Origin of the sequence: Vibrio lentus, from assembly GCF_030409755.1 — a bacterium.
GTDB classification, from domain to species: domain Bacteria; phylum Pseudomonadota; class Gammaproteobacteria; order Enterobacterales; family Vibrionaceae; genus Vibrio; species Vibrio lentus.
Window position 1 is genome coordinate 123,547 of the sequence record NZ_JAUFQE010000003.1, and the last position, 24,132, is coordinate 147,678.

A 24,132-nucleotide genomic window follows, 5' to 3' on the forward strand; every position below is an offset into this window, starting at 1 on the left:
GAAGTTGCTTTAAAAATCCGATTGCTCAAAATTGGTGGCGACGTTGTAAAAGCGTCCAATTAAATCATTTTGGCTTATCCAGCCGTACGCCAGTGGCTTCATCTCTCCAGTGCTTGGCTGCACCAAAATTAAGGCGGGCGTAAAAGGCATCGAGACTTTGCCTTGATTGTGGCGGTTTTCTTTGAGGTGAGTGATGAAGGTTCCGTCATTACTGATCCCAAGGAGCTCAAAATGGTATCGGTCAGCAAACGCTTGAATGGATGGGGCGAGTTGCTGGCTCAGTGTATCTTCCCCGTCATAGACAAAGAAAAAGCCCCATCCGTCTTGCTTCATATTTTCAACCGCCGCGGTTTTCTTCTTCTCCTCTAACTCTAAATACACCTGTCTTGCCGCTTGCTCGGTCGGATGGTCTTTGGTGTAAGAAAACTCCGGTCTTTCGAGCAGCAGCGCTTTAAAGGTCATGCCCAATTGGTCGGTTTGGTCCGTGATAAAATGATTTAACGCTAAAAACTTCGCGAGCTTGTCTTTATCTTTGGGATGAATGACCGCGTCGTTTTGCGCCTCAATATGCACGGAGTGAAACCAGGCCATCTGTTCGGTCGCCGATAACGTTTTAGGGCTTGATACGGTGGTTTGCGTGTTGCTTGGTAGCGGCTTAGGTTTGGGTTTGTCGGGCCTTGCCTTAGGCTCGTTGTACCATCGCCACCCTGGAGGGGTTTCATGAGCCAGAGTGGGTGGGAGATGGGCAAGCAGCGTTAGGGTAATGACGCAAAGCAGTGTTTTATTCATCATCATAGACCTTGGTTAAGTGAGATAAAGCGATTATGAGGTTAAACACTTGGGTCTTTCGCGTAAGTGGCGCATCTGCTGTGGGGATGGATTGCGCAACGTGAGTAAGTATTGAAGGTATTTATCGTGCAGCAAAGCGTGGTGTTTCGACCAGATGCCTTGCTCACTGCTAAAGTAGTGGGTCTGCTTCTCAATGTTCTCTATCAGCTCTCGATATTCATCCAGCCTTTTCGTGATGTCGGGATAGCGGTCAAGCTGTTTGATGTGTATCACGTCACTTGGAATGAGTCGTAAAAGCGTCAAGGTGTTGAGCAAAAAAGTTTGAAAGGGTTTGATAAACATAACGATGTCCTTCCTGGTCATTGAGGTGTGTATGTTAAATAGGATTAAAGGGATGTTAAAAAATAAAAACAAACAGAAGTTTGACCATTTAATGAGAGTGGCGAATGATATTCAAAGTCGTAACCCAAGGGCGTTGCCTGATTTTCTTAATATTGTGCTAAGGCCGATCCAAGCGGAGGGTAATCTTGCTGTAGCCGAAAGAGGTACCGGTGCTATATCTAGCGCGAATTTTTTCTTCTTTGGTAAGTTTATTTTTGATTACCTATATGGCTCTGATGGAGAGCTATTGGGTAATTACCTTAATGCTGAAGAGTACGAATTATCGCTGAGTTACCACATCATTTTCACAAGACCGTGGAATCTTGAACGATATGTTTGTAATTTGTCTTATATCGGACGGCATAAAGCATTAGATGAAAGCTGCAATTGGAGGCAGGATAACAATCATGATGTCGAAGTTTGGCTTCCGTGGGGTATTGGATTTGTTTGTAGTGGAAACCATTCTATTCTGGCAGGCATCGCGGCATCTGAAGGTTATATTATACCGTCATCAGTTATTGATTATTCATATTTATTTAAAGAAATTTACAGTGATGGCGTCTGGTGGTTCGACCATAAATCGGGACGAAAAATACAAAAAGTTACACACTATCGTATTGCTGCAGCTTTCGAAATTGGGCGTTTAATGAATAGGGATATTTATACCGCAGAGGCTCTTATGAAAAAACAACTATAGGGGAGTGAAGCAAAGCTGTGAAAGTTTGAGGCGGAGGCGCCAGGGTAATGACGCCAAGCAGTGTTTTTTCATCATCATAGACCTTGGTTCAGTCGAGGTGGTTATCCGCCCGTGGCACTTTGAAGTCGTTTCTTGATTTCATCAAAGTTGGGGAGGTTGGTGTTGGCTCGCATTTCTGGGTAGAACTCTTTAAAATCAATGTGCTCAAAGTTGATTTGACCCAGTTCTTCTGGCGTAATGGCGGCGCAGGTGGGATTTTTTGCACTGCCTAACCGTTTGCCCAGTTGCTGAATAGAGCCTTGCTCTTGAATGATTTTGGCTAGCTTGTTGTCGTAAACGCAGTAACTGCGCTTGTTACGTGTGCAGACACCCAGCACTTTCTTGGCGCAGTATTGCCCCACGTACAGGGTTAAGCCTTTCTCTTTGGCTTTCCCCAGCGCTTCTTCCGCTTCGCTGCATTTCGCTCCCAATCCTTGCCCCCATCCTGAGTCTTTACAACAATCGTTAAAACCCGCGAGTTTCTTATTGCACTTCATCGGCTTACCCGTGAATATTTTGGGTGGGTCTCCGATGTCTTTCACGGCTTCGGCAAGCCCTGCCAAGGCCGCAACGGACTTATCAAAATGGCTGTTCAGTTTGGGCGCCTCCACGTAGCACTCTCCGTCAAGACAGAAGGAGTGCTCACCACATTGCAGGTCAGTGGCTCGGCATGTCTTCTCAGCACAGCGCTTTGTGACCTCTTGCTCGATGCACACCCCATTTTGCTTAAGGCGGCAATGTCGAGTTTGAGTCGTACAGTCTTTCGGAAGAGCTGCGCAGGTATCCGGTCGGTCACACTGATGGTTGACCCGATATTTCCAGCAATCGAGCGTGGTCGGAATGCCATTAATGGTGCGGGTGGCTCGACCTTCAATGCATTGCTGATTAGCGACATTGCACGAGTTCATCAGGCTGCATTGTGTTCGCCAGGTAATATTGTTCTTGATGCAGTTCCCCCCGGATAAGGTGAACCCGCTTGAACAACTCAAGGAAGCTTTCATCGTCTGTATGGTGGGGCGACAAATCTGGTAGCGTTTATCCCAGTATTCGCTACTTTTCCAGACAATGTGGTCGGTCTGTTTTAAATCGCCAATCGTGTAGCCTTGCCTGGGAGAGACAATCTGGTTATCCCACAAATACGCGGTTTCTGATCCTGAAAAAGCTCGGGTTCCCCCCGTTCGCCTCACGTAATTGTCATTATTGTATCGGCATTGTGGGAGGGGGCGTTGGCAATCCTCCCCTTGCAGTGTCCAGCCGGACGGACAGCGGTAGAGTACTTCACTGAGGCTCACGGAGGCGACCGGGATTTTGTCACACGGGACCAGGTTGTGAGTCGGCCGGTGACATTGCTTTGCGATGTTATCAATGACGCACTGGGAGCCACTCTCACAATCCACATAGGCATTTGAGATGCCATGAGTGATTTCAAAAGCATTCTCTTGGCCAAGTAAGGCAAAGCGCATCGCCGGGTCGTCTTTAACATCGGGTCGACCTTTATTGAAGTTCGCGTTGATGTCTTGAGCCAGTTCATTGGTCACAAACTCTGTCCCTTTTTGTGCATTGATCTCACTGTCTGACAGTGTGGATTCTTTTGGACTGCGGATCTCTTGTCGACACGTGGCGTCTTTGCAATAGTCATCGACATTGAGCGGGAGGGCATGAGGCGCGAGCGCTTGGCTTGCCGTTTGTTTCGCCCAATGAGCGCTCTCGGTAAAGGTGTGTTGTTCGCTGGCAAGCGAGATAGTGGATAAAAAACTGAGCGTGAGCGCAGTCCAGAGGTCAATGCGCATAAAGAGCACCTCATCAAAAATTGGGGCGAGAGAGGGTTATTGGGAATAGAGCGTGCGCAGCAGCGGGTGAATGTTTTGCTGCGCATCCCCGGCAGCGAGGTAATCCAGAGCTTGGTAAAGTGAAATGTTACCGTAAAGGATGTCGTAGTCACTGGCTTTGCAAGGCTGCTTAGGCAAGCAGCGGTTTTGTTTGACCGAAACAAAGGCCGGTACGTGGTGAATATCAAATTGCTTAAACCAATCGGGGCTGATGGAAAAGCCGCTTTGAATGGGCGCCTTATTGGGTGAGCGTATCAAGGCCTCGATCCGCTTGACCGTGGCCGGAAAACCTTCGGGTAAGACACCGCGTATCACCAGTGGAACGCCTAAGTGTTCACTTTGCATCAGAAGCTGTTTTAGCGCGATCTTGGGCATGGTGAGTGACACAAACACCATTACCCCTTTTGGGGCTTGATCAGGGTGGCGCGTGGGCTTTTGTCTTCCCAGTAAGGGGGAAAGAGTCTCTTCTTTGACCAAGTCTTGAACGTTGCGGCTGAGAGTCAGCGCTTCTTCTCGATAAGCCTGGGCTTTATTTTGTATGTCGTCAGTGGCCCCCGCCTTCGCCGCCTCCGGTTGTTGAGTCATTTTTTGCTCAAGCTTGGCAAAAGCTTTGAGCTCTTGCTCCGTGTAAGCTTGGGTGGGTAACGCGATAAAAAAACACAGAAAAACAAGAGAGCGCCTAAAGGTGCTCTCAAAAGATGGAATGGTCATAGTAACCTCTTCATTATGGCCGCTGAAAGGGTGGGTAGAGGGTGTGAGCGTTTTGGCAACTGATTGACTGCCCCTGACGAGCATTGAGATCGCGACAAAACGAGAAGCAAAATTGCGAGAGCGGGAAACAGCAGTAAATGTGCTTGTGGTTGGCGAGATCTATTTTTAAAAAATCGGTAAGGGAGTCAGGGTGACTGGCAATGAATAGGTCAGTCTCATTTTTGTGGGTAGGTCTGGGCATCATCGCGTCACCTTATAAAAAGACACAGTTGCGCTTTCGCCATTGTACAAAACCAAAGTTATCCCCTGTGACCGGATTGTCATGGCCGGCTTCCCAGAGCGTGGTCGTGGTGGTGTACGGGTGACACCAGGCGGCATCGGGAATAGGGCCCGACATTTGATACCGATAACGAGATTTTGGCAAAATAGGATCGGGATATTGATAACAAATCGCGCCATCTTCGCCGCGCGTCTCCCAGATGATCCCTTGTCGATGCAGTTTGTAGTTAAGCTTTTGCATCAAGAGTGTCGCCGCCTGGATGGGCGTGTCTCGATAGTTGGTGGTGCCAGTAAGCGGATAGGCACTGCCCTGTGAGCCTAAACACCAAAATAACGCATCAATAGGTAAGGCCGTGTTAGTGGAGGTCAACATGGCTTCGGGCACGCACGCAAGCTGAGCCACTAGGTTACCAAACAGTAACGCTTCGGGATTGAGAATGAGTGATAACTCATCGTCGTCCCAAAGTGGGTCAATTTCCGTCATGTAGGCAACATCAAACACATCTGTGGCCATGCAGGCGGTGGATTGCATCAGTTGCAGCCAATAAATGATGGGGTACTTATACCAATGGGCGTGATAAAAACCTCCGTCACTGCTGTCACTGTCGCGAGCGGTCACGCGACCACCGATACGCTGAGTGTTGGCGCCTGACATTTGCACGCCCATGTTCACCATACAGTATGGGACGCGCGTGATATCGGTTAAAGCATAGGGCTCCCAATAGCCAATGTTGATGCCGATTTGCACAAAGATAGGCGGGGGTTTCGGGCAATAAGAGATAGGCATTGTGGGGTTATTGGTGTCTGGATATTTGGACGGCATGACCGTGGATGAGCCTATTGTCATCGGGAACAAACAATCCCAACAAATATCGGTAATGGGGTTAATAAAACGGCTTTTACACGCCGCACTGGCGGCTAGGGTTGATGGGGCAATAAAAACCAATAGGCAGCACAACAGTAAACGCAAGTGTCGTTGAGTCATGGTGGGGTCCTTTTTCCACGCAGAGCGTGGGACTCCTTTTGTCTCGACAACAGGCTTCGCCACATTATCGCAGCCAAAAGCGAGCTTGGTTAATAGAAAAAGAAGTGATATTGGAAGCATGATCAAGGGGAGGCGCGCACTTCTAAGGCCATTTCATTATCATTGCTCTACTTCCAAGGGCTGCAAACCCGATACGTTCACTTCATCGATGCGCCAGCGCGTGCCATCTTGATAGGCAATGGCCGGGACGTGAGTGATGTTAAGCGATTGGGTTAAGTGGCCTTGCTGCGCAAAATACATTCTTGCATCAAGTAAGGTCGCCATTTTATTCGGGCTGCCTCCCGTCAGCACCCACTTGATTGGCTTGGCGTTTTGATACTCGCTGGCGAACCTTCGTTGCTGCGCGTCTCTGGCATCAAAAAAGACCAGTACCTTACTGAGCTCAAATCGAGGCAGAACGTCTTGACCGTCTACCTTTGGCCAAGTGCGGCTATCAAAGGGGTTCACTCTGGTACCCGCTTTGGCAATCACGGCCCCCGTGGTGGGGGCGATGATGTCTTTAGGGAGAGTGATGCTTGGATCTACGTAAAAGGTGCGGGGAGCGGTTGTGGTGGTTAAGCCTGCAACCGGCGGCGGGTTTTCAATGCTTTGCAGGGCGCGCTCAGTGAACTCGTTTTGCATGTCCGCCAATTGACCACTGGCCTCAAACCCTTTCAGTCTTTGGTGTATCCATTCCAGCATGTCGATTTCACCGATAGGGAAGACCGGGGCGACTTGCCCCAGCGCTTTCCCGTGAGCGTTAAAAGTGGCCATGCCTGCTGCGAGGATAAAAGGCAGCAAACTAAGTGCTTGCCCCAATGGCTTGATTAAAGGCGTCAATGTCTTTGCCATAAAAGTGCCTGGAGGTTTGCTCAATGGCGCGCTCCAGTGATTGGCCTTGTTTATAAAGATTTTCACAATACTCAAACTCCTTAGGCTCGGTTGAGAACATGGCGCGTTTCACCGGAGAGGCGAAAAAGCGGTGATAGGTGACATGGCCACCCGCTTTGATGCGCGCGCTGCTGTATCCTGCTTCAACAGACGGGGCGAAGCTTTTAATGATGCGCTGCTCAAACGGTGAGAAGGCATCCGGGTTTTGGAGCAGATACTTATCAAACCCTTCCCCTTGACGAAGAATGATGTGAATGTCTGAGTTGTTGTAGCAGGCTTTGGCTTCCTCGTTGCTAAAGAAGTCTTCAATCCCTTGAGTCACCGTACAAAAAGCGCCGCCGAACTTACGGGCGGTGCGATAACCGGTGTTGATGAACTCCCTCGCTTGCTCGTTTGCCCCAGAGAGGAGGCTCCAGGCCTCTTCAATGATGCACAGCTTTGGGGTAGAGCGAGATCCAGCCAGGTACATCTGCTGGTTAATCGACACCATGAGAGCAAAAATCACGGGTCTGAGCACAGCAGGCGGGAACCCATCGAGTTCAAGCGTGGTGATTTCCACATTGGGGTCGAGCATGGATGGCTTGTTGAACACGTCTTTGTACATGCCATCGGTGCAGAACTTTTTCAGTTGCACCGCTATGTCTTTAATGCGTCGGTCGCTTTCTTCTCCAGCAATCTCAATCAAGGCGTCTCTGACATCATCCACCAAGACTTGATGACCTTTACGCTCCCATGCCGTCACTATCGCATCGCCTAAGACGCTTTGTTGAAACGCCGTCAGTGGTACGTAGGGTGACGCGATGGTGGCAAACAACGCCGTGATATTATCGAGCGCTTCCATCATGGGATCGACAGGTCTGCCGTCATCATCCACAAACTCAAACTCAGCACTTTGCATGGCGCCTAAATGCGTGAACGGGTTTAAGAAGATGTTGGCGTGGGTCATGTAGGTCCCCCCAAGGCTCAGGGTCAGCTTTTTATAGCTGGCTCCTTTATCGAGGATCCAGACTTTACCGCCCATGGCGTAAACCGTTTCAGCGATTTCTTGGACTAGGAAGCTTTTCCCTGCGCCTGAGCCTCCCGTCAGGGCGATATTTTGGTTATCACTGCCACAGGTGAAAGGGTTAAAGAACGAAATTTGTTGGCGCATAGTGGGCAGCAATACGCCACCTTTGAGTTGGTTAAAGTCCATGATGAGCGGAAAGAAATTCACCAGGTTAGAGCTCTTTAAGGTACGAACGCGCCCCGCTTTTTTACAATCGCCCCATAATCCTTCACTCATCATAAAAGGCAACGTGGAGAGCAGCGCTTGTGGCTGATTCATTTTCAGTGGAATGATGTCAAGGCCAGCATGGCTAAATGACTCCTTCGCCGCTTGGGTGTCTTTTTTCTGGTGGGTTTTATCGGTCATCAGCGAGACCGTGAGCACCATAGATGCAATGGTGAACTCTTTAGACAACAACCCTTTTTGCAAGGCTTTGCGCTCTTTGAGTTCATCTTCAGCCATGGGCGCGAGTATCGCCATTTGGCTGTTCACCGTCTTGGTTAAGTCTTTTATCTTGTTATCGTTATCCGCATTTTGCTTACCGGTTGGCTCATTGCGAAAACTCAAGGTAACGCGATGAGGGCAAGTGATGTTACGCGACACATTACGGATTGAAGAAAAGGCTTCTGGTAAGGCGTACAAGCGATAATCACCAGGCAATCGAGAAAGTCCTAAATGAACAAGGCGTGTGCGTACCTCTTCCCCTTGGTCATTGGTATGACGGGTGGCGATATGACCACGATGGGTTAACGCTTCGGTATCGGGAGATAACGCTTGCAGGTTCAAAGGTTCTAATGGGTTGTAGCTTTTTTCATTGGGTCTGTCTTGGCGTTTATCAAAGTTTAAGATATCACCGACGCTGGTCAACAGTCCCTCAGGCGTGACGGGCAGTAAATCAAAACCAAGCTGCGCCAGCCCCGTTTCTAGAGTCATTCTCGCATCAAGCAGCTCTTGTGGGTCTTTTTCCGTGGTGGAGACAAAAAAGAATGCGTCGTAGTCGCGCAAATCAAAGCGATTGTTTTTTTGCCTATGTAGAAACCCGTGTTGCGCCGCGTAGTGGGCGTAAATGGCGTCATCGTTGGCCATTTTCTGACAGATACCACCCCGCTGACTGAGTAGGGCTTGGTTCCCTTCGAGATAGTGCGCCACTCGGTTGTGACCAAAAAGCTGCACTTGATAATCCCATTTATCCCCTGCGGGTAAATCCCCCATAAGGTGGCTTAACGACTGAATTAAATCGTCGTTAGCGCCCCCAAGGAGGCTGATTTTAAAACCAAAACCGCGAGAGTGGGTATTGTCGAACACCCGCTCAATGGGATCGTAGTCTCGATACGGCAGTTCATGGTGAAGGTGGTTTTGGGCTTGCTTAGCCTCTTGAAATAAGGCGGATAAGCCACTGCGTGAGGAGGAAAACATGGGGGATCCCTTTTTCTATTTTAATGTTAAGGGGCGTGACACAATCTTGGACCGCTTGATGGATTACCCCCTAATTGAGAGAAGGCTGAGACTGAATGTCGCGCGCCCATGATAAAAATGATGTTTAAGCTTCGTTTCTTTTTTTCCTAATCAATCTTTCCAAATCGCGCGCGCAGGGCGCCCAGACCAACGGCTATCGTCTAAGACAAAGTAAACATCCATCGTATCGATGTAGTGATTGTCTTTGTCGATAAAAGGGAAGACGGTGAGTTTTTTAACCTCTTCTTGGCTTCGTTCAGGCTCCCCATCTCGGCTACGCCTTGGCAGTAAGGTAAAGACAGAAGGTGGGGCGAGACGAGATTGAGGAGAGACGGTGGCATTTCCACTGTCTCCGGTATAACCGTATAGGTTGTCTCGAACCTCGTTCATGGTGACACACCCTGAAACGCCGCCGACCTTATCGCAACTGTATTCGCTCTCAAAGCCCGCGCTGCAACCGGTCAGACCTAAGAGTATCGATAGTGAGAACAAAGAATGCCTATTCATGGTTATTCCTCACGCCCAAAGCCCACGTCGCTTAACCCTTGTTGGGTTATTTTTTGCGCTAATGGGTTGATGGGGGCAGTTTGAGTGGTTTGTGGAAGAGAGGGAACGTTGGTGATGACATCCAAGAGCTGGTTGCTGTTGGAGACTTGCTCACGCTGCTCATTAATACGGGTTTCGTATTCATCGGCCAATAGGGGATCTAATGGAAAGCCTTCCAAAAAGACAATATTGACGATGGCACCAGGATTGACTTCCACTATCGGATGATAGAGCTCGGCCAGTTTGATGTAGTAGTCCGCCAATTTGCTGCCAACGCTTTCCGTGGCGCCGCCAAGCAGATTCAACCCAATTTTATCGCTGTTGATGCTTTGACTTGGTCCGAGCGCCGTCGGTGTCGTGGTTTGTGCCAGGGCTTTACCCGCATCACCGACACCTTGCAAGATCCCCGCAATGCCGGCCATTTGAACGATTTTACCGTTTTTCATAATGGTGGTACCGCGAATACCATTGCGCCCAAAGTTAAACACGGTCGCATTGACGGGGATATCGAGAATATCGCCATTAGGGTGGATGCAGCTCATTCTATTGGTGCGAGCGACGCCGCGACTGGATGAGATTTCGCCGTAAACGGCACCGGTGATCGTGCAATTCTTTAATTTGGATTGCTCACCGTTGGGTAAAATCCCCTGATTGACGGTCTGAAAGACAATCGGTGAGGTATCCCCTTGTCCAGAGACGCCCCCATTAGCGTCTGCGCCGCCGGTGATCACGGCGGTCACAAAGGTGCCTGTTGGCACGTAGTTATCGGTCGTGCGACGGGATTGTCTCTCCTCTACACTGGCTTGCCAGTGAAATTCAAAACTATCAAAGGCATCCCCGCTAAAGGCCACATCATCTTGCTCTTGGTACTGGAACTCATTCACCTTGGCGGTATCTATGTTGCTATTAATGGCCGGTCTTGGGGGAAGTTTGTATTGGCCAAAGGTGCTTCCCTGATGGATCTCTACGCTATGTTGATTCGAAGGATCGCCTGCATTGAGGGCTGAGGCTAATTGCGTCTCAAGTTGGACCTTGAGCGCGTCAACTTCATCGAGCTTTTGTTGCATCTGCTGCTCAAGCTCCGTCAATTGGGATGCTTTATCGCGCTCATTGGCTTTTTTAATATTCTCCAACTCAGAGGTTAAGCTTTGTCCAAAGCGACTTAAGGTGCCTTCGAACCGCGCTAAGCTTTGCTCGATTTGGTTGATTTTATCTTGTTGAAACGTCAGGGCGGACTGGTTGTCTTTGTCGGTAAAATCATCGGTGACGACAGCACCAAATCCGACGTCTTGAATGTCCTTGCTTTGCTCTTGGGGAGGCAATGTTAACCGCCAAACAGCAAAAGCCAGGGCGGCAAGCACCAGCAAGACCGTGAACGTAATGGTGCGATTGCGCTTTCTTGTTACGGCATTGACCGTGCCACCGTCTTCAAAGTCACCGTCGGTATCTTTGAAGACGCGTTTTTTAAAGCGGTCAAAGGCGTCTTTGGGTTTATCGATCATGGGTGGCGCCTCCTCCGGTAATGAGATAGAGCGTGGTGGTTTGCCCAGGTTTTAACTGATAGGTATCGAGCGCGGCTGAGCGTGCGGAATAGCTGTAGAACTGTGCGGTGGTCAGTGTCATGTCACTGCGGCTTTGATTTTTGAGTTGATAAACCACCCCAGAGTAATCACGGCCAACGAAGACCGTTTGAGGGATGATGGCCAGTGACGCTGCATCTTTGGGTAAGGTTTTGGGGTCAACGTCGTGACGTTTAAAGCCGGCGATGGGGGCGCCATCATGAACAAAACGCATCATGGCTTTGGTGAGCGCTGTCATGGCGGCGGGGTAATCCGCCGCCTGCTCAGTCGGGCTTTGCTGCTCTTTATAGTTTTGCGACCAAACAAACTCCGTGACCAAAGACGGGGTGGCTTTGGGGGTAATAAACAGCGCAAACAATCGCCCTTTTTCTGTCGTCAGGTGCGCGGTAAACGGTAAGGGAAGGTTAATTTTTAAGGTGATAGAGCCGGAAGCGTCTTTTTGGTTGCCCGTTGAGGTGCAAAATCCTTTCGGGCAGACGATCGAAATAATACGGTCATTTTTGACCAGCAAACGGTTCACGTTAATGGAAGAGAGTGACAAGGGGATCGTGTCACCTTCGTCAAACTCATAGCTCACCATGGCGGCATTTTCAGCTAGGGCAAAAGAGGGGATGAAAAAGACCACCCAAAGCGCGATGGACAAAAAATAAGGGTGCCATTGCGGCGATGGGGTGAATGATTGCTCATAAAGATTCATCGGTGTCGACCTCGACTTCTTCAATGGAGAGTAAACCTATGACGCCTTGGTCATAGCTAAAGTTGACTTGATACCACTTCATCTCCGGCTCTAGGGCGCGTTGGCCTACGTGCTTTTGGAGTTTCCCATAGAGTTGCACTTGGAGAGTGTTGAGAGAAATACGGACAGACTCGACAGAAAATTGGCTGCTGATGTTGTCTTTTTTAATTACCGTGGCTTCTCGAAGCAACTTAGGTTGAACGATGTGCCAGCTTGTCTCGTCTAAATATTCAAGTAACTGACCAAACTGACGTCCAACGCTGCCTGGCGTAATGTTGAGTTTCAAGTAGAGAAGATAATCCGCCATTTGCTCAAGATAAGGCTCATCGACTGTGCCATCCGAAACCGTAAAGGCTTGAGAGAGGGTGGGTGGGATTAGGGTTCGGCTCTGATGGGTAAGGGCTTGATAACTGGTGTAACCCAGCACCAGGTTAGTGATAAGCATGAAAAGAAAGCCTGCACTCAAAAAAAGGTTGAGGAGACTTTTGACGGCCAGCTTATCCCGTTTAACAAACGGGTCCATGATGAAGGGTCTCCTTAGAAAATCCAATAGCGACGACAGGCTGAGGGGGTACGCTTAAAGAGGGCGGGGCTGACAAAAGAAGCGCCCCACCAATAGAGTGACAGGGTAACGATATTATCACCGTATTGTGATTTGATGTAACGCAACCCCCCAAACCAAGCCAGCGATAACGTCAGCCCTATCATTTCGTGTTTAAGCCAGAATGAGAGGCCAAAAATGCAGAGGGCAGGCACGAGTTCATCAACAGGGAACCCGAGCCAGCGGCGACCTTTGTTCATGTGTTTTGGGATAGAGAAAAACTGATGAGGGTCTTCCATTGTGACTCCTTAACCTAAGCCGACGAGTGGCGCTCCAACATTCCACAAGACTGAGCCACCAATGAACCCGCCAACGGCCGCAAACCAGTTACGGCTCATCAGTCCAGTGACGACCGCCCCCGCAAGCCCTGTGCCTAGCATGGCGGTTTCAACCGCAGAGCCTTTGCCCGCCGTGTCTTTCATGGCTTGCTTACCTGACGCGAAGATATCGGCAGCCAGAGCAGGCTGAGTGATAAGAAGTGTCGAAACAGCAACGCCAAGCCCGACAAGGAGGGTGCGCTGGGTGCGTGTTTTCATAATAAGTATCCTTATTTAATGATAAAATTATCAAGTACATGGTCAGGATGGAGGGAAAGGGGGCTCCCTCCCACATCCTTAAGAAAACATCGAAGATTTCGCGTACTTCAAACCACGATTACGGCTCACATGTTGCTTCCAATTTTGAGCGCTAATGATGGTGTTCTTAAGCTTCCGATAACGTTTTTTACAAGCATTATTTGAGGTTGGGAGAGTGAGACGATTAACTGACTGAGCTTGTTTTTGAACCGCGACCAAATGAACGCCCTTCCAACAGAAAGGAAATGCAAGGTGCCCAGTAAAAGGCAACAAAGCGGCAAACGCCATGTGTTCACGCCCAACCGTTCCCAGTTCTTTGATGCTGACAAAATCACCTTGTTCAACAAAGTGGCCTAATAAACTCGCGGCCTCATCTTCACGACAATATCCGTAGATAATTTGCATCGTCCACACTCCTTGTTAGGGCATTGTTTTGTTCTTTTAAAAAAAACAAAACGATGGGCTCTCTTTCAAGAGCCGTGCTACAAACTGGCTTGAGCATTCTTGTAGTAGAAGGCGCACATCCAAAGGATGTGGTGTCTGGTATTCCCAAGTAACTCTATTTCACCACTCAACCAGCGTGCTTAATTGAGTAGAAAAACAGCCTTGGACGTCGCCCCAGAGAGGGCTCCTGAATTTGTTAGGCATATTACGCAGGCCTGCGCCCCTCTGCGGCGCTTTTTGCAATAGTGAAGGCAGCCCACCTTCGAGGCCATCTGAGGTAATAATCCCAGACGGCAATCTCATTCGTTACAGCGACCAATTAGGAAAACGTTTGAGGTGATCTTCTAATCGAAGTTTCCCTTCGCGCTTTTTGGCCCGCTCTGCTCTTTTCGCCGATAGCGTTAACGTTTTATTCGCCTTTGATGAAAGATTAAAAGCGATACCGACTTCCTTGTTCTCAACCATACATTCTGATTTAAAATTCATACAAAAGTCTTCCTAAATAGAAAAAACCGAAACGCTCTCGTTCAGACCGAAACATCAATGATTCATGTAATCGCTCACTGGCGTCTAATTTTGTTGGGTTTGTGACTGACTTATCATTTCTTGAATTTAACATAATGTAAATAATACGCATAAAAACTGTTAGAGCAATTTAGTAATGTCCGGTTTGAGCCATTTTAAAATGTCCTCCTAAGCTTACCTATATTGGTCTGCTTAGGAGTTATCCGGATGCTTATTACTATGAGTGAAAAAGATATTCAGCGATTCAAGGTGCTTACTGACGTACGTGAAAAACGACTACGCCAAGTTGACGCTGCTATCATTTTGAATCTGTCTGCGCGTCATATCCGACGTTTGGTAAACAAACTTGTCTCTCTTGGCGCTCAAAGTCTTACACACGCAGCGCGTGGACGCCCAAGTAATCGACGCTACTCAGAACATTTCAGAATTGAAATACTGAAACTTATCCGTGAGCATTACTCTGACTTCTCACCAACGTTCGCTCTGGAAAAACTGACTGAACGACACAATCTATCCGTCTCTAAAGAAACACTCCGTCAATGGATGATCGCCGACGGACTGTGGCTTCCACATTCACAACGCAAACCTCGAGTCTATCAGCCTCGTTACCGTCGTGATTGCTTGGGCGAACTTATCCAAATTGACGGCTCCCATCATGACTGGTTTGAAGGCCGCAGCGACAAATGTTGCCTATTGGTGTTCATTGATGATGCGACTGGCCGTTTGATGAACCTAAGATTCAGCGAGACAGAATCCGCATTTGACTACATGTTGACCACGCGTGAATACCTCAATGAGCACGGTAAACCCATCGCGTTTTACAGTGACAAGCACTCAATTTTTCGAGTGAATCAGGAGAAACACAAACAAGTTGGCCAAACTCAATACGGGCGTGTGCTGAAAGAACTGGCCATAGAACTCATCTGTGCCAACAGCTCCCAAGCCAAAGGCCGCGTTGAGCGAGCCAACCTCACGCTGCAAGACCGGCTGGTTAAAGAGATGCGCTTACAAGGTATCGACACCATCGAACAAGCCAACGCCTGGCTTCCCTACTTCACCGCCGATTTTAACCATCGCTTTGCTAAGCCCGCTCAATACCCAAAAGACATGCATCGTCCGGTTCGAGAGTCCAAGCAAGAACTCGACGATATTTTCAGTTGGCAAGAAACCCGCAAGCTCTCAAAGTCGCTGACATTTCAATACGATAAAGTGATTTATCTCATTGAACCTACTGAAGAAAACAGCCGACTAGCGCACGAACACGTCAAGATACTCGACTACCCAAACGGTGAAATCGCCATCCAATACGGGCATCGAAAACTCGAATTCAAAACCTTCGACAAACTCGAGCATGTTCAACAAACCCAAATCGTCGACAACAAACGCCTCGGCCAAGTTTTAAAGTTTGCTCAGCAACAACAAGAAGAATTCGAACAACAACAGCAACGAACCCGCAGTAAGAAAGCCCCCAAACGCCGCGCGCAACAAAGAGCCCTTCAAACTGCCCCTCGAACCATCAACCCAGTGCTCACCGAACCATTCAAAGCCTCCAGTCGAAAGACCTAACAACGGGACATTTCTATTTGGGACAAATGAGGACATTTTAAAATGGGATTGACAAAAACAAACTATTGATTTTAATAGAAATTAAATGATATTTAACGTAGGGCTTGTTTAAATTTTATATAATTAATAGATTAATTATTTTAATTTCCACATCTCAATATGCTATAAATTTTTCTAAGGTTATTTTTATCTTTTTGTTATTTATGGATTTTTCATACCTGCGTATTATTTACATTATGTTAACAATTAACCATCAAGAGAGCATTTTGAGACTTCGAGATTGAAATCTCAGGTGACGACACGCTATAATTGCCTGAGGTCTATAAGGTTAAAACACACAACATTGCTCATTAACCTGTAGTGCCCAATGTTGTGTGTTTTTTCTAGGATTTAGAGTGTGTTAGAGGTGGTACTCTGACTATATAGCACTCGCAAAAAAGCCGTCTCCCCAATAGTAGACGGCTTTTTTGTGTCTAAAAAACCAGCGTTTGATTTCTTTTATCGGTTGAGATAGCGTGAAATTTCACCGTTTGGACGACCAATCCAAACACCCCAAAAAACTATTGGACCTCAAAATATGACCTTGACTCAGCCTTGGCGTGGGCTAAAGCCCAAACAACACATTCTCAATAACACCGCTTGTTTATCCCTCGGGATGAAGTGCTGTGTGTTTTAAACGTGGACGGTGAATGTTATGAAGACGCCTGGACACGACTCCTCCCCTCCCCCGTTCGATAAATCGAGTTACGATGCGGAGTATCGCCGTAAGCGTAAGGCTCGGAAACTGGATTTGATCGAATTGTATCAACGTGTCGTTGAAGAAGAGAACGCACGAAACCCTAAGACGCCTTTTGAGATCGGATTTAAGTCTCGCCGGTTGCTCCGAAGCGGTAAGATAGAAACCCTACCGCCAGAATACGCGCGGATCTTAAAAGGGTGTGAAGAATTTATTACCAACCCCAATCGTTTCCCGTCACTCAATGCATGGGGCGGTGAAGCGGTGAATAATGTGCAGTGTCGCACCTTAATTGCGAAAGTATTAGCGTGCATTCTGCCGAACACAGACCTCATTGGAGGGCGCATCGGTTTGCCCACTGAAGCGGGATTGAAAACCATCAGCTACGATCAACTTCAAGAAGATTATGCGTTGCGCTTTGGGGAGTTTATTTCGCCGAAGTCCTTTGCGAAAGCGGTGAAGTATCTAAAGCGTGCCAGCTATTTTCACAGTGAGCGGATCAATGTGTGTGTCGACCAAGACGAAGGGACGATACGCAGCGCACCTGCATACAAACAGTTTACCCCTCGCTTCTTTAATGACTTAAAAGTCGTGCGTTACGCCAACATCAGCGAATTGATCCTCGCGACACGGAAGCGTCAGACAAAGAAAGGACTGAGCTTTCAGTGGCTATCTTTCCGTAAGATCGCGTCAGGGATACAAGAGATCTTCAATGCGTCAACATTAAACACGTACGCTCAATCAACCTCAGCCTTCTTTAGTGAGTATCAACCCGACCTAGCCCCTAATTAAAGGGATATTTTTGTCTCCGCGAAAGCGGAGGGATCAGCACGTCTGAACCTTATCCGACCCTGCTTTATCTCTCATTTTTCTTGTTTTAATCACCGGGTTGTTTCGGGTTAACTTGCACGCTTGGCCTTATTCGGAAAGAATTTTTCTATTCACGGTTTTTCATGAGAAAAGCAGTGCAATAAAAGGAGGATAAAAAAAACGGCTAAAATTGTGATCAATAAGGGGCTGCGCTTATGAACACTACGTATGAAGATAAATAGTTAAATGAATAAAAAAATAAATAATTAAGGACAAGATAAAAACGACGCGGAAACTTTCTTTTGTCATACGACAGGCACCTTCTTCGATTTAACGCTAAGTCATGTGGCCCCCTTTCATCATCTCCTCACTTAACGTTCACCTTCATCCGGATGGTATGGCCTAGTAGGGCTAGGGTTTTTAATGTTGTCTATATGGCAGCATAAAAAGAGCAGTATGGCGCTGTGAGAGACTTTCCTTCTTAATTTAATAAAATGGTCACGGTTCTTATTCAGCAGATTAAGCTTACTGTTTTACAAAATGAATAGGCCCCTGAACGTTAAGGTTAGCGTTTCGATTTATCTGCGTCAGAGGGTAATTCAAGCTCAGGGAACATAAATTATTATTAGTTCAATGCGTTTCTATTCTTACGCTGCTAGCCTGAATACCTTATGGGTTACTAGAAGAGAAAAGGATGGATATGACACTCCCTATTTTTCACTCAAACAACGTTCCACATTCTCAGTCGGATTATTTATCTAAGCTCTGGAGGAAGATAGAAAAAAATGAACGGCGTAATCAAAAGGCTGAGCTCAAGGTCAATCAGCTTTTTTCTGAATACAAAGATAAACTGGCTCCCTATGATAAAAAGCTCGACCATCTTCACTGTGTCTGGGTTAAGCACTTGATGTCATTTTTGACCTCAAAAAAACTCAAAACCAATATCCGCAATCGCTTGATGCAAGCGATTGAACAGGAGTTAATGGACTTGCTTGATCGCCCTTTTATCAATGATAGAGACAAAGTCGAGGCGTTATGCGAAGAGTATGAAACCTATCATAATAAAGTATTTCAGAAAGAGAAACAGCAAGCGCTCAATGCAGCTTGTCGAGAATTTGAAAACGGCATGAAGGAGATGTTCGGCGCTGATATTGATTTACCCCACAAAAAAATCCGTGAAATCCTGGCTTCTGGTGATCCATTCGCTATTGAAGCTTTTATCAGTAACTTATGGGCCTCTTTTGTTGAACATAATAACGACTCGTTTTCACCACAGGCCCAAAATGAGGACGATTGGGACAATTTTGAATTCGATTATTTTGAGAGTGAAGACGACGACGCGCTTAACATCAAAGAAATGTTCCGAGGTACTCAACTCAACAAAATGTACAAACGCATTGCGAGTGTTATCCATCCAGATAAAGAGTCTGACCCGTTAAAGAAAGAAGAGAAACATCGTTTAATGCAGAAACTGGCGGTGGCCAAACGAGAGAATGATGTGATGACCTTAGTCCGAATGCTGACAGAATATGTCCCCGACTCTGATTACCTTCTTGATGAAGCAACTCTTATGAGAATGGGTCATTTGCTCGAAATGAAGCTCCGAGATTTAAATCAGGCTCACCGTAACATCTTTAATCAACAAGGATTTAAGTCTCAAGTCTGGAGACAGTTCTCAGCACCAAGCAAGAAGAAGACGCAAGCCAAAATGGAAAAGTATCTTGAAATGATTGATGATTCGATAGGTTCAATGGAAAAAAGAATAAGAAAAATCAACAGTATCAATCAATTAAACAAATATTTGAGATCTCTTGCTTTTTATTAAGCCAGTTTAAAAAAGCTTGGAATAAGCGCAACGGCTCCCTTAATCTTAATAGCAGCGTGACACGCTCTCGTGTCGTAAGCGCCATCACCAGACACCTCAAGGATACTTCGGCGTGTTTGGTTCAGTAAGTTCGGGAGTACTTCTCCATCTGTAACCGTTGATAAACTTAGCTCGGCAGCAATGATCTGATGAGTGCTTGTATCGACGGCAATATGCAGCTTTCGCCAGACTCTACGCTTGCCATCCGTCCCGTGTTTTTTGACTTTTCATTCACCTTGCCATAAACCTTAAGACCAGTAGCATCAATGGCTAGGTGCTGTATCGCTCCTCTCGTTTTAGTCCTAAATGAGACCTCAACTTGCTTGGCTCTACGACTGATGCAGGTGTAATGCGGACAACTTAACGGTACATGGGCTAACCTAAATATCGAGTCGATAAATCCTTGCAGCGCTCTCAGTGGCATAGAAAAAACTCGTTTCACCATAAGTGCTGTCGTTATAGCTAAATCACTGAACCGACGCGGCCTCCCGCGCTTATTTTGTTTGCTTTCCGCCCACCCGCTTATTGCCTCTTCATCAATCCAAAAGGTCAGAGACCACGGTTAATGAGTGATTGGTTGTTTTGTAACGAGGTTTAAGCATAGAGCTACGAGAAAGAGTGAACGTAGCTGATCAGAGCGTAGGTTCTGGATTTAGTTCCATTGAATTACGCAACAAAGCCCTGTTCTAGCTGCATTTTCACCCGCAAGCTCTTTCTCACTTAACTCAGAGTTCAAAACTCTTGGTGTGGCTCATGATTTTCCCTTGAATTAGTAAAGATGATAATTTTTCAATATAAATAAAACATAAATTATTTAAATGTTCTTATTGATTGATTGAAATAGTCTATTGTCAGTTTTACCAATTTTTTAATTCCATCAAAATTCATATTTTATACGGGGGAATGGACAATGAAGTTTAAAATAAGCACTATTGGACTATCAATCGGAGCGGTATTATTTGCCAATAGTGCTAACTCTTTCAATTTTCGTTTGGATGAGGGGGAAGCATGTAAAACTACAACTCTTGAAAAAGAGGTTGATGATTTTCAAGAGGACATCTCACCGATATCAGAAAAAGAAACTCCCATTGGCCAAAAGATTACTAATGAAGAAATTGGTGAGGTTATACCAGAATTTGAAACCGGAGCAATGGAGTTGGCAGAGAAAATTGGTGGAGCTATTGCCGTTGTAAGTGGTGGATTAGAATTGCTTGACGGCATAGAAAATAAAAATGCTGATGAAATCACTGGTGGTGCCGTTCTTTTGGGCTCCTACATAGCCCCGGAAATTGCAGGGGAAGTTATCGGCTCAATTTTCTCCGAGTCAATTGCGGAAGCTATAAACCCAGTTATAGGCGTTCTCATCGCTGAAGGGATTGCAATTTATGGTGATATAAAAATGGCTGGGGTCATCAACAAGATGGAAGAGTCCGATCGCACTTTGATGGGTGTTTACTCAAAAGCAATTGATAAAACAGACGCATCACTACTAAAGCTTAAAAAAATAATCAGAGGTGATAATGATGAGATTTATAATTATGAATATAAACATTTTGGAGAATTAACAGTTGAATTATATAAAAACAGTTTCCACAAATTAGCATATAGATTGATTAATGATAATTACTCTAATAGAGTAGATAAATATTTCAAAGATAACACAGTATCCACCCCAATAACCACTCAATTCGTTTCCAATGAATTACCAGTAACTATTAGCCACCTAATCGGATTAAATGAAAATTTAAAATACTGGTATTCAACCTCATTGACAGGGAAGAAATACATAAGCAGTTTCGGATATGTACCATTAAATAATGCAAATTTCCATCCATCATATGAAGGCACAAACAGCATCCGATTTTCAAAATCGATAAAAAATGTTGCAGTACCAAATATGCGTTGGTTGAATGATGTATTTTTCCCAGTTTTAGAGAGGACAGTAGATGTAATATATGACAATAGCGATCATCTTGTTGTTGAATTCAAAGATATGCTTACAGATACAAAATTTATCCATAGTCTTCAGGAATCAATGATAGCTCCATATAATAATGTTCTAAAAAAATACTATTCTTGGTTATATTTTGGGCATCATCTTTTGAAAAACCTTGATTATTCAGAGGTAAAAATCGAAGAAGGTTTTCTTATTTTTATATCGATATTTATGCCAATTGAAAGCTCAATAATTCAAGGATCTGTCATGAATGATATTAAATCCAAAATTGATGTTGCTCCATTTGTTTTTGCCATAACAAAGTCACTAATTAGCCAAGGCGTCGATGTGACTGATGAGACCAAGTTTACAAAATTAATTAATGATGCATATTCGAAAATTGGAGAGGAACATTCCACCCTTAAAAACAAAATTATGAGTTCTTATCATGCAGCTAAAGACCTGGTTAATACTAAATTAGTAGATAAATCAGAAATTTCATTAAAGCCAATCAGTCAAGAAAAATTAAATTCGCTTATTGAGAAAATCGATAAACATGTGGCTGATGGAAGCCTAAAGAAAAAGGTAGATGTTGCATTAAATGATGCTGTTTCATTAATGAGCCTACAAGGTGGTGATAACTATGAGACATCATTACGATTCATTGATTATGCTCAAATGACTAGCTCTATTCAAAATAATTACTTTAACGTTGTGGGCGCATTAATCGATAATTACGTGAAGAAACTACAAAAGTTAAGTGATTGGGAAAATGAAGCCGCTGCTGTAATCTTGAGCGATTTACGTGACGACCTGGTTGCGCTAAATAAAAACAGTAAACTCGTAAACTACTCTTCTCAAGAAGTACATAAATATTCAAGCGGAAACTTTGATTGGCTAGCGTTTAACTCAACTCCTTTTTTAGATGAAGATAATAATAAAATAATTAAGTACCTTGATGACACTATCAATTTATGGGTTCCTGTTTCTCAAACAGGACCACTCATGCGCCTGCATCACGCCAATTAGGTCGAATATTGTGATGGGAGCAGGGAAAAAGTATCTTAGATAAAGTTTTAAAAATGATTTTTTGAGTTGATTAACTAAAAATCAAGACTCTAGGAAGAGGCACTAGTTTAATTAAATCAAAGGATAATCCATTTTGATGTCTAACGTTCGAGCGACCCAAGGTTAAGAGCAAGCGTATTTCTCTTGCGTAACGTTATCCAGACAACATTGTAAATACTAATGTGGTTATTAAAGGTGCAGTGCTAAACAGGTAGAAGTGTGGCGAGAGATTTGAAGTCCAATAATCCGAACGGTGAATATCCGCTTTTGTAGTTTCTGATGTTATTGAGGGGAATTAAAATTGGTTGGCTTCTCCTTTCCCCGGATTACCATAGACCAATTACTCCTTGAAGAGGTGAATCATGATGGGAAGAAAATATAAAATTAAATATCTTATAAATACATTTTTGATATTGCTACTCTCTTCAATTTCATTTAGCTCGATGTCTGGGAGTCTTGAAATTGATGTAACTAAAATAAATCCAAGTGAATTAGACTCGATCAGGCCGAAAATAATAATTCAAAATGGGGAGGCAAGGCTTTCAAAAGTCGGTTTCTCTACTGAAAAGTTAGTTTTAGATAAACCCTTGGAACATTCAGAAGCTAGGAAAAAGCTATATGAGAATGTAAAAAGTATGCTTGAAAAGAACAAAAATATTTTAGCTGATATTGAGGAAGGTAAAATACCCTTTCCAAATGAAAGTACTAAAAGTAGCGTAACAGAGGCATTGCAGTTCAATGACGGTTTTTTAAAAAGTGCCTCTGATACCTTGGGCTCAGATGTAATAGATTCTAATAAATTATACTTTTCAACTTCATATAAAGGTGAAAATGTAGTGATTAGTGAGGTTAAGGATTGGACTTCATTAGAAGAAAGGGGCATATCTCAAGTGATGTCAGACCCCGATAACATTGTTAACACTAGGCTTAATAGACCGGGAGCGGTTAAAAGAGCGAGTGTTGAAAATGGTAGGGAGATAATTCGAGATTTAAAGAAAGGCGGAGGTGAAATAAAGAAGGTTACTGCTTTTACGATCTCGGATGTTCTTGAGACTAATTATCGAAGGATGGGGTTTTCAACACCTAACTGCTTTTAGTTAGGCCTTATATGGCGCAAGAGGTCGCTAAAGCCAAAGAAAGATGATGTTTGGGCTATTGATGTTAACGGCAACTGGCGCGTTACGTTTCAGTTTAGAAATGGAAACGCTTTTATACTCGACTATAGGGACTACCACTAATGATTATGCACAACCCTCCACATCCGGGCGAACTAATCCACGATGTGTACCTTGAACCGTTTAACCTTAGTTCTAGAGCCGTAGCCAAGAACTTGGGTGTAAGCCCATCTACTTTCAACCGCATCGTGAAAGGCCAAAGCTCTATTAGCCCTGAGATGGCACTAAAGCTACAGGTTGTACTGGGCGGAACTCCTGAGAGTTGGTTAGCGATGCAACACCAGTATGATTTATGGAAAGCAAAGCAGACTACTAACCTCAAGGCCGTTAAAACTATAGATTTTGACCAGTTAGCTTTGGCTTAGTCAGATTAGCAAGAGATCATTGGGCTCTGAGCTGCGCTAGAGAAGATATTGCAGAGGCTCGTAGAGTCATAAACATTTGTTTAATCCTAACCATTCCCCCTAATGATCGCTCCAGTCAGACTGGACACTTAGCTAAGCGACATTTTGCTTTTCAAAGTGTTCTTCAACCAAGTTAAGCCTCTTTCCATACTTTTGGTTATTCATTGCTGCAATGATTAATTTTTGAGTTTCCGCTTCATTCAAAGTGACCGTCCATAAAGGTATAAAAGTTTGAACACTAAATTAATCAAAGATATTCAGTACAGCCACTTTAAATCCATAAGCTTTAGCGACGCTCAAACTCTCTACCCTCAAAAAACACTTTCGGTTAAAAACAAGGCAAAGTGATTGATTTTAATTAACAGTAAATTATGCGCCAGCTACACGCTAACAATAACCAAAGACTACTCGCTAACGCTTCCAAAC

At 45.3% G+C, this 24,132-nt stretch carries 23 protein-coding genes and 1 pseudogene; 8 read left to right on the forward strand and 16 right to left on the reverse strand.

The features are described 5' to 3' along the window. Window positions 1-9: 9 nt before the first annotated feature. Window positions 10-789: a type-F conjugative transfer system pilin assembly protein TraF gene (gene traF, locus QWZ07_RS25875; RefSeq protein ID WP_422109560.1), complete on the reverse strand. Its 780-nt coding sequence runs from the start codon at window positions 787-789 to the stop codon at window positions 10-12. A 33-nt stretch (window positions 790-822) separates the two neighbouring features. Continuing rightward, window positions 823-1,131 (reverse strand): hypothetical protein, encoded by a 309-nt coding sequence (locus tag QWZ07_RS25880; protein WP_192854492.1) that lies wholly within the window; start codon window positions 1,129-1,131, stop codon window positions 823-825. A gap of 52 nt (window positions 1,132-1,183) precedes the next feature. Between QWZ07_RS25880 and QWZ07_RS25885 the strand changes: the two genes are divergently transcribed. Next, complete coding sequence (locus QWZ07_RS25885) at window positions 1,184-1,867, forward strand: DUF6710 family protein (RefSeq protein ID WP_192854490.1); 684 nt, start codon at window positions 1,184-1,186, stop codon at window positions 1,865-1,867. Between the two features lie 101 nt (window positions 1,868-1,968). On the opposite strand, the gene traN is transcribed toward QWZ07_RS25885, so the two are convergent. The 13 genes from traN to QWZ07_RS25950 all read right to left on the reverse strand — a co-directional run bounded on the left by traN (window position 1,969) and on the right by QWZ07_RS25950 (window position 14,108). Beyond that, window positions 1,969-3,696, reverse strand: a complete 1,728-nt coding sequence (gene traN / locus QWZ07_RS25890; RefSeq protein ID WP_192854489.1) for a type-F conjugative transfer system mating-pair stabilization protein TraN — start codon at window positions 3,694-3,696, stop codon at window positions 1,969-1,971. Window positions 3,697-3,732: 36 nt separating this feature from the next. Then, window positions 3,733-4,446, reverse strand: a complete 714-nt coding sequence (trbC, locus tag QWZ07_RS25895; protein ID WP_192854487.1) for a type-F conjugative transfer system pilin assembly protein TrbC — start codon at window positions 4,444-4,446, stop codon at window positions 3,733-3,735. Between the two features lie 253 nt (window positions 4,447-4,699). Further along, the gene (traU, locus tag QWZ07_RS25900; protein ID WP_048661614.1) at window positions 4,700-5,710 is read right to left on the reverse strand and encodes a conjugal transfer pilus assembly protein TraU; all 1,011 of its coding nucleotides are present in this window, start codon (window positions 5,708-5,710) and stop codon (window positions 4,700-4,702) included. Window positions 5,711-5,869: 159 nt separating this feature from the next. Then, window positions 5,870-6,601, reverse strand: a complete 732-nt coding sequence (gene traW, locus QWZ07_RS25905) for a type-F conjugative transfer system protein TraW (protein ID WP_225998604.1) — start codon at window positions 6,599-6,601, stop codon at window positions 5,870-5,872. Then, window positions 6,552-9,101, reverse strand: coding sequence for a type IV secretion system protein TraC (gene traC, locus QWZ07_RS25910; protein WP_192854485.1), 2,550 nt, complete (start codon window positions 9,099-9,101; stop codon window positions 6,552-6,554). Before traC ends, traW begins: the two co-directional genes overlap by 50 nt. Window positions 9,102-9,251: 150 nt before the next feature. Continuing rightward, a complete protein-coding gene (traV, locus tag QWZ07_RS25915) occupies window positions 9,252-9,647 on the reverse strand; it encodes a type IV conjugative transfer system lipoprotein TraV (protein ID WP_135382269.1) in 396 nt (131 codons plus the stop codon). Window positions 9,648-9,649: 2 nt separating this feature from the next. After that, complete coding sequence (locus QWZ07_RS25920; RefSeq protein ID WP_132785210.1) at window positions 9,650-11,188, reverse strand: TraB/TrbI/VirB10 family type IV secretion system protein; 1,539 nt, start codon at window positions 11,186-11,188, stop codon at window positions 9,650-9,652. Continuing rightward, a complete protein-coding gene (traK, locus tag QWZ07_RS25925) occupies window positions 11,178-11,963 on the reverse strand; it encodes a type-F conjugative transfer system secretin TraK (protein WP_182795665.1) in 786 nt (261 codons plus the stop codon). The genes QWZ07_RS25920 and traK overlap by 11 nt, the downstream gene beginning before the upstream one ends. Beyond that, entirely contained in the window at window positions 11,950-12,525 is a 576-nt protein-coding gene (gene traE / locus QWZ07_RS25930; protein WP_192854483.1) for a type IV conjugative transfer system protein TraE, read from the reverse strand. The genes traK and traE overlap by 14 nt, the downstream gene beginning before the upstream one ends. 14 nt (window positions 12,526-12,539) lie before the next feature. Then, window positions 12,540-12,842 carry a type IV conjugative transfer system protein TraL gene (traL, locus tag QWZ07_RS25935; protein ID WP_048661540.1) on the reverse strand — a complete coding sequence of 101 codons (303 nt, stop codon included), beginning with the start codon at window positions 12,840-12,842 and terminating at the stop codon, window positions 12,540-12,542. 9 nt (window positions 12,843-12,851) lie between these two features. Next, window positions 12,852-13,139 (reverse strand): type IV conjugative transfer system pilin TraA, encoded by a 288-nt coding sequence (gene traA / locus QWZ07_RS25940; RefSeq protein WP_048661539.1) that lies wholly within the window; start codon window positions 13,137-13,139, stop codon window positions 12,852-12,854. Window positions 13,140-13,217: 78 nt separating this feature from the next. After that, a complete protein-coding gene (locus QWZ07_RS25945) occupies window positions 13,218-13,583 on the reverse strand; it encodes a hypothetical protein (protein ID WP_192854481.1) in 366 nt (121 codons plus the stop codon). A 345-nt stretch (window positions 13,584-13,928) separates the two neighbouring features. After that, on the reverse strand, window positions 13,929-14,108 hold the full coding sequence (locus tag QWZ07_RS25950; protein WP_048661537.1) for a TraY domain-containing protein: 180 nt from the start codon (window positions 14,106-14,108) through the stop codon (window positions 13,929-13,931). Window positions 14,109-14,366: 258 nt separating this feature from the next. On the opposite strand from QWZ07_RS25950, the gene QWZ07_RS25955 reads away from it, so the two are divergent. From QWZ07_RS25955 to QWZ07_RS25965, 3 genes are all read left to right on the forward strand, one after another. Next, entirely contained in the window at window positions 14,367-15,713 is a 1,347-nt protein-coding gene (locus tag QWZ07_RS25955; RefSeq protein WP_192854754.1) for an ISNCY family transposase, read from the forward strand. A 694-nt stretch (window positions 15,714-16,407) separates the two neighbouring features. After that, the gene (locus QWZ07_RS25960) at window positions 16,408-17,241 is read left to right on the forward strand and encodes a hypothetical protein (protein ID WP_171750913.1); all 834 of its coding nucleotides are present in this window, start codon (window positions 16,408-16,410) and stop codon (window positions 17,239-17,241) included. A gap of 712 nt (window positions 17,242-17,953) precedes the next feature. Beyond that, the gene (locus tag QWZ07_RS25965; RefSeq protein ID WP_225998602.1) at window positions 17,954-19,084 is read left to right on the forward strand and encodes a hypothetical protein; all 1,131 of its coding nucleotides are present in this window, start codon (window positions 17,954-17,956) and stop codon (window positions 19,082-19,084) included. Between the two features lie 17 nt (window positions 19,085-19,101). Here QWZ07_RS25965 and QWZ07_RS25970 read toward each other — a convergent pair. Continuing rightward, window positions 19,102-19,690 (reverse strand): annotated as a pseudogene (locus tag QWZ07_RS25970) (IS5 family transposase); the annotation flags it as partial. Window positions 19,691-20,033: 343 nt separating this feature from the next. Between QWZ07_RS25970 and QWZ07_RS25975 the strand changes: the two are divergent. The 4 genes from QWZ07_RS25975 to QWZ07_RS25990 all read left to right on the forward strand — a co-directional run bounded on the left by QWZ07_RS25975 (window position 20,034) and on the right by QWZ07_RS25990 (window position 23,667). After that, on the forward strand, window positions 20,034-22,088 hold the full coding sequence (locus QWZ07_RS25975; protein WP_192854478.1) for a hypothetical protein: 2,055 nt from the start codon (window positions 20,034-20,036) through the stop codon (window positions 22,086-22,088). Between the two features lie 401 nt (window positions 22,089-22,489). After that, window positions 22,490-23,224 (forward strand): hypothetical protein, encoded by a 735-nt coding sequence (locus QWZ07_RS25980; RefSeq protein WP_171750915.1) that lies wholly within the window; start codon window positions 22,490-22,492, stop codon window positions 23,222-23,224. 9 nt (window positions 23,225-23,233) lie between these two features. Next, the gene (locus QWZ07_RS25985) at window positions 23,234-23,365 is read left to right on the forward strand and encodes a type II toxin-antitoxin system RelE/ParE family toxin (RefSeq protein WP_290256834.1); all 132 of its coding nucleotides are present in this window, start codon (window positions 23,234-23,236) and stop codon (window positions 23,363-23,365) included. Further along, window positions 23,365-23,667 (forward strand): HigA family addiction module antitoxin, encoded by a 303-nt coding sequence (locus tag QWZ07_RS25990; protein ID WP_048659320.1) that lies wholly within the window; start codon window positions 23,365-23,367, stop codon window positions 23,665-23,667. Before QWZ07_RS25985 ends, QWZ07_RS25990 begins: the two co-directional genes overlap by 1 nt. Window positions 23,668-24,132 lie beyond the last annotated feature (465 nt).

Coding starts and splice junctions, on each gene's coding strand:
- traF (WP_422109560.1), bottom strand. CDS start 789: ATGAATAAAACACTGCTTTGCGTCATTACCCTAACGCTGCTTGCCCAT.
- QWZ07_RS25880 (WP_192854492.1), bottom strand. CDS start 1,131: ATGTTTATCAAACCCTTTCAAACTTTTTTGCTCAACACCTTGACGCTT.
- QWZ07_RS25885 (WP_192854490.1), top strand. CDS start 1,184: ATGTTAAAAAATAAAAACAAACAGAAGTTTGACCATTTAATGAGAGTG.
- traN (WP_192854489.1), bottom strand. CDS start 3,696: ATGCGCATTGACCTCTGGACTGCGCTCACGCTCAGTTTTTTATCCACT.
- trbC (WP_192854487.1), bottom strand. CDS start 4,446: ATGACCATTCCATCTTTTGAGAGCACCTTTAGGCGCTCTCTTGTTTTT.
- traU (WP_048661614.1), bottom strand. CDS start 5,710: ATGACTCAACGACACTTGCGTTTACTGTTGTGCTGCCTATTGGTTTTT.
- traW (WP_225998604.1), bottom strand. CDS start 6,601: ATGGCAAAGACATTGACGCCTTTAATCAAGCCATTGGGGCAAGCACTT.
- traC (WP_192854485.1), bottom strand. CDS start 9,101: ATGTTTTCCTCCTCACGCAGTGGCTTATCCGCCTTATTTCAAGAGGCT.
- traV (WP_135382269.1), bottom strand. CDS start 9,647: ATGAATAGGCATTCTTTGTTCTCACTATCGATACTCTTAGGTCTGACC.
- QWZ07_RS25920 (WP_132785210.1), bottom strand. CDS start 11,188: ATGATCGATAAACCCAAAGACGCCTTTGACCGCTTTAAAAAACGCGTC.
- traK (WP_182795665.1), bottom strand. CDS start 11,963: ATGAATCTTTATGAGCAATCATTCACCCCATCGCCGCAATGGCACCCT.
- traE (WP_192854483.1), bottom strand. CDS start 12,525: ATGGACCCGTTTGTTAAACGGGATAAGCTGGCCGTCAAAAGTCTCCTC.
- traL (WP_048661540.1), bottom strand. CDS start 12,842: ATGGAAGACCCTCATCAGTTTTTCTCTATCCCAAAACACATGAACAAA.
- traA (WP_048661539.1), bottom strand. CDS start 13,139: ATGAAAACACGCACCCAGCGCACCCTCCTTGTCGGGCTTGGCGTTGCT.
- QWZ07_RS25945 (WP_192854481.1), bottom strand. CDS start 13,583: ATGCAAATTATCTACGGATATTGTCGTGAAGATGAGGCCGCGAGTTTA.
- QWZ07_RS25950 (WP_048661537.1), bottom strand. CDS start 14,108: ATGAATTTTAAATCAGAATGTATGGTTGAGAACAAGGAAGTCGGTATC.
- QWZ07_RS25955 (WP_192854754.1), top strand. CDS start 14,367: ATGAGTGAAAAAGATATTCAGCGATTCAAGGTGCTTACTGACGTACGT.
- QWZ07_RS25960 (WP_171750913.1), top strand. CDS start 16,408: ATGAAGACGCCTGGACACGACTCCTCCCCTCCCCCGTTCGATAAATCG.
- QWZ07_RS25965 (WP_225998602.1), top strand. CDS start 17,954: ATGGATATGACACTCCCTATTTTTCACTCAAACAACGTTCCACATTCT.
- QWZ07_RS25975 (WP_192854478.1), top strand. CDS start 20,034: ATGAAGTTTAAAATAAGCACTATTGGACTATCAATCGGAGCGGTATTA.
- QWZ07_RS25980 (WP_171750915.1), top strand. CDS start 22,490: ATGATGGGAAGAAAATATAAAATTAAATATCTTATAAATACATTTTTG.
- QWZ07_RS25990 (WP_048659320.1), top strand. CDS start 23,365: ATGATTATGCACAACCCTCCACATCCGGGCGAACTAATCCACGATGTG.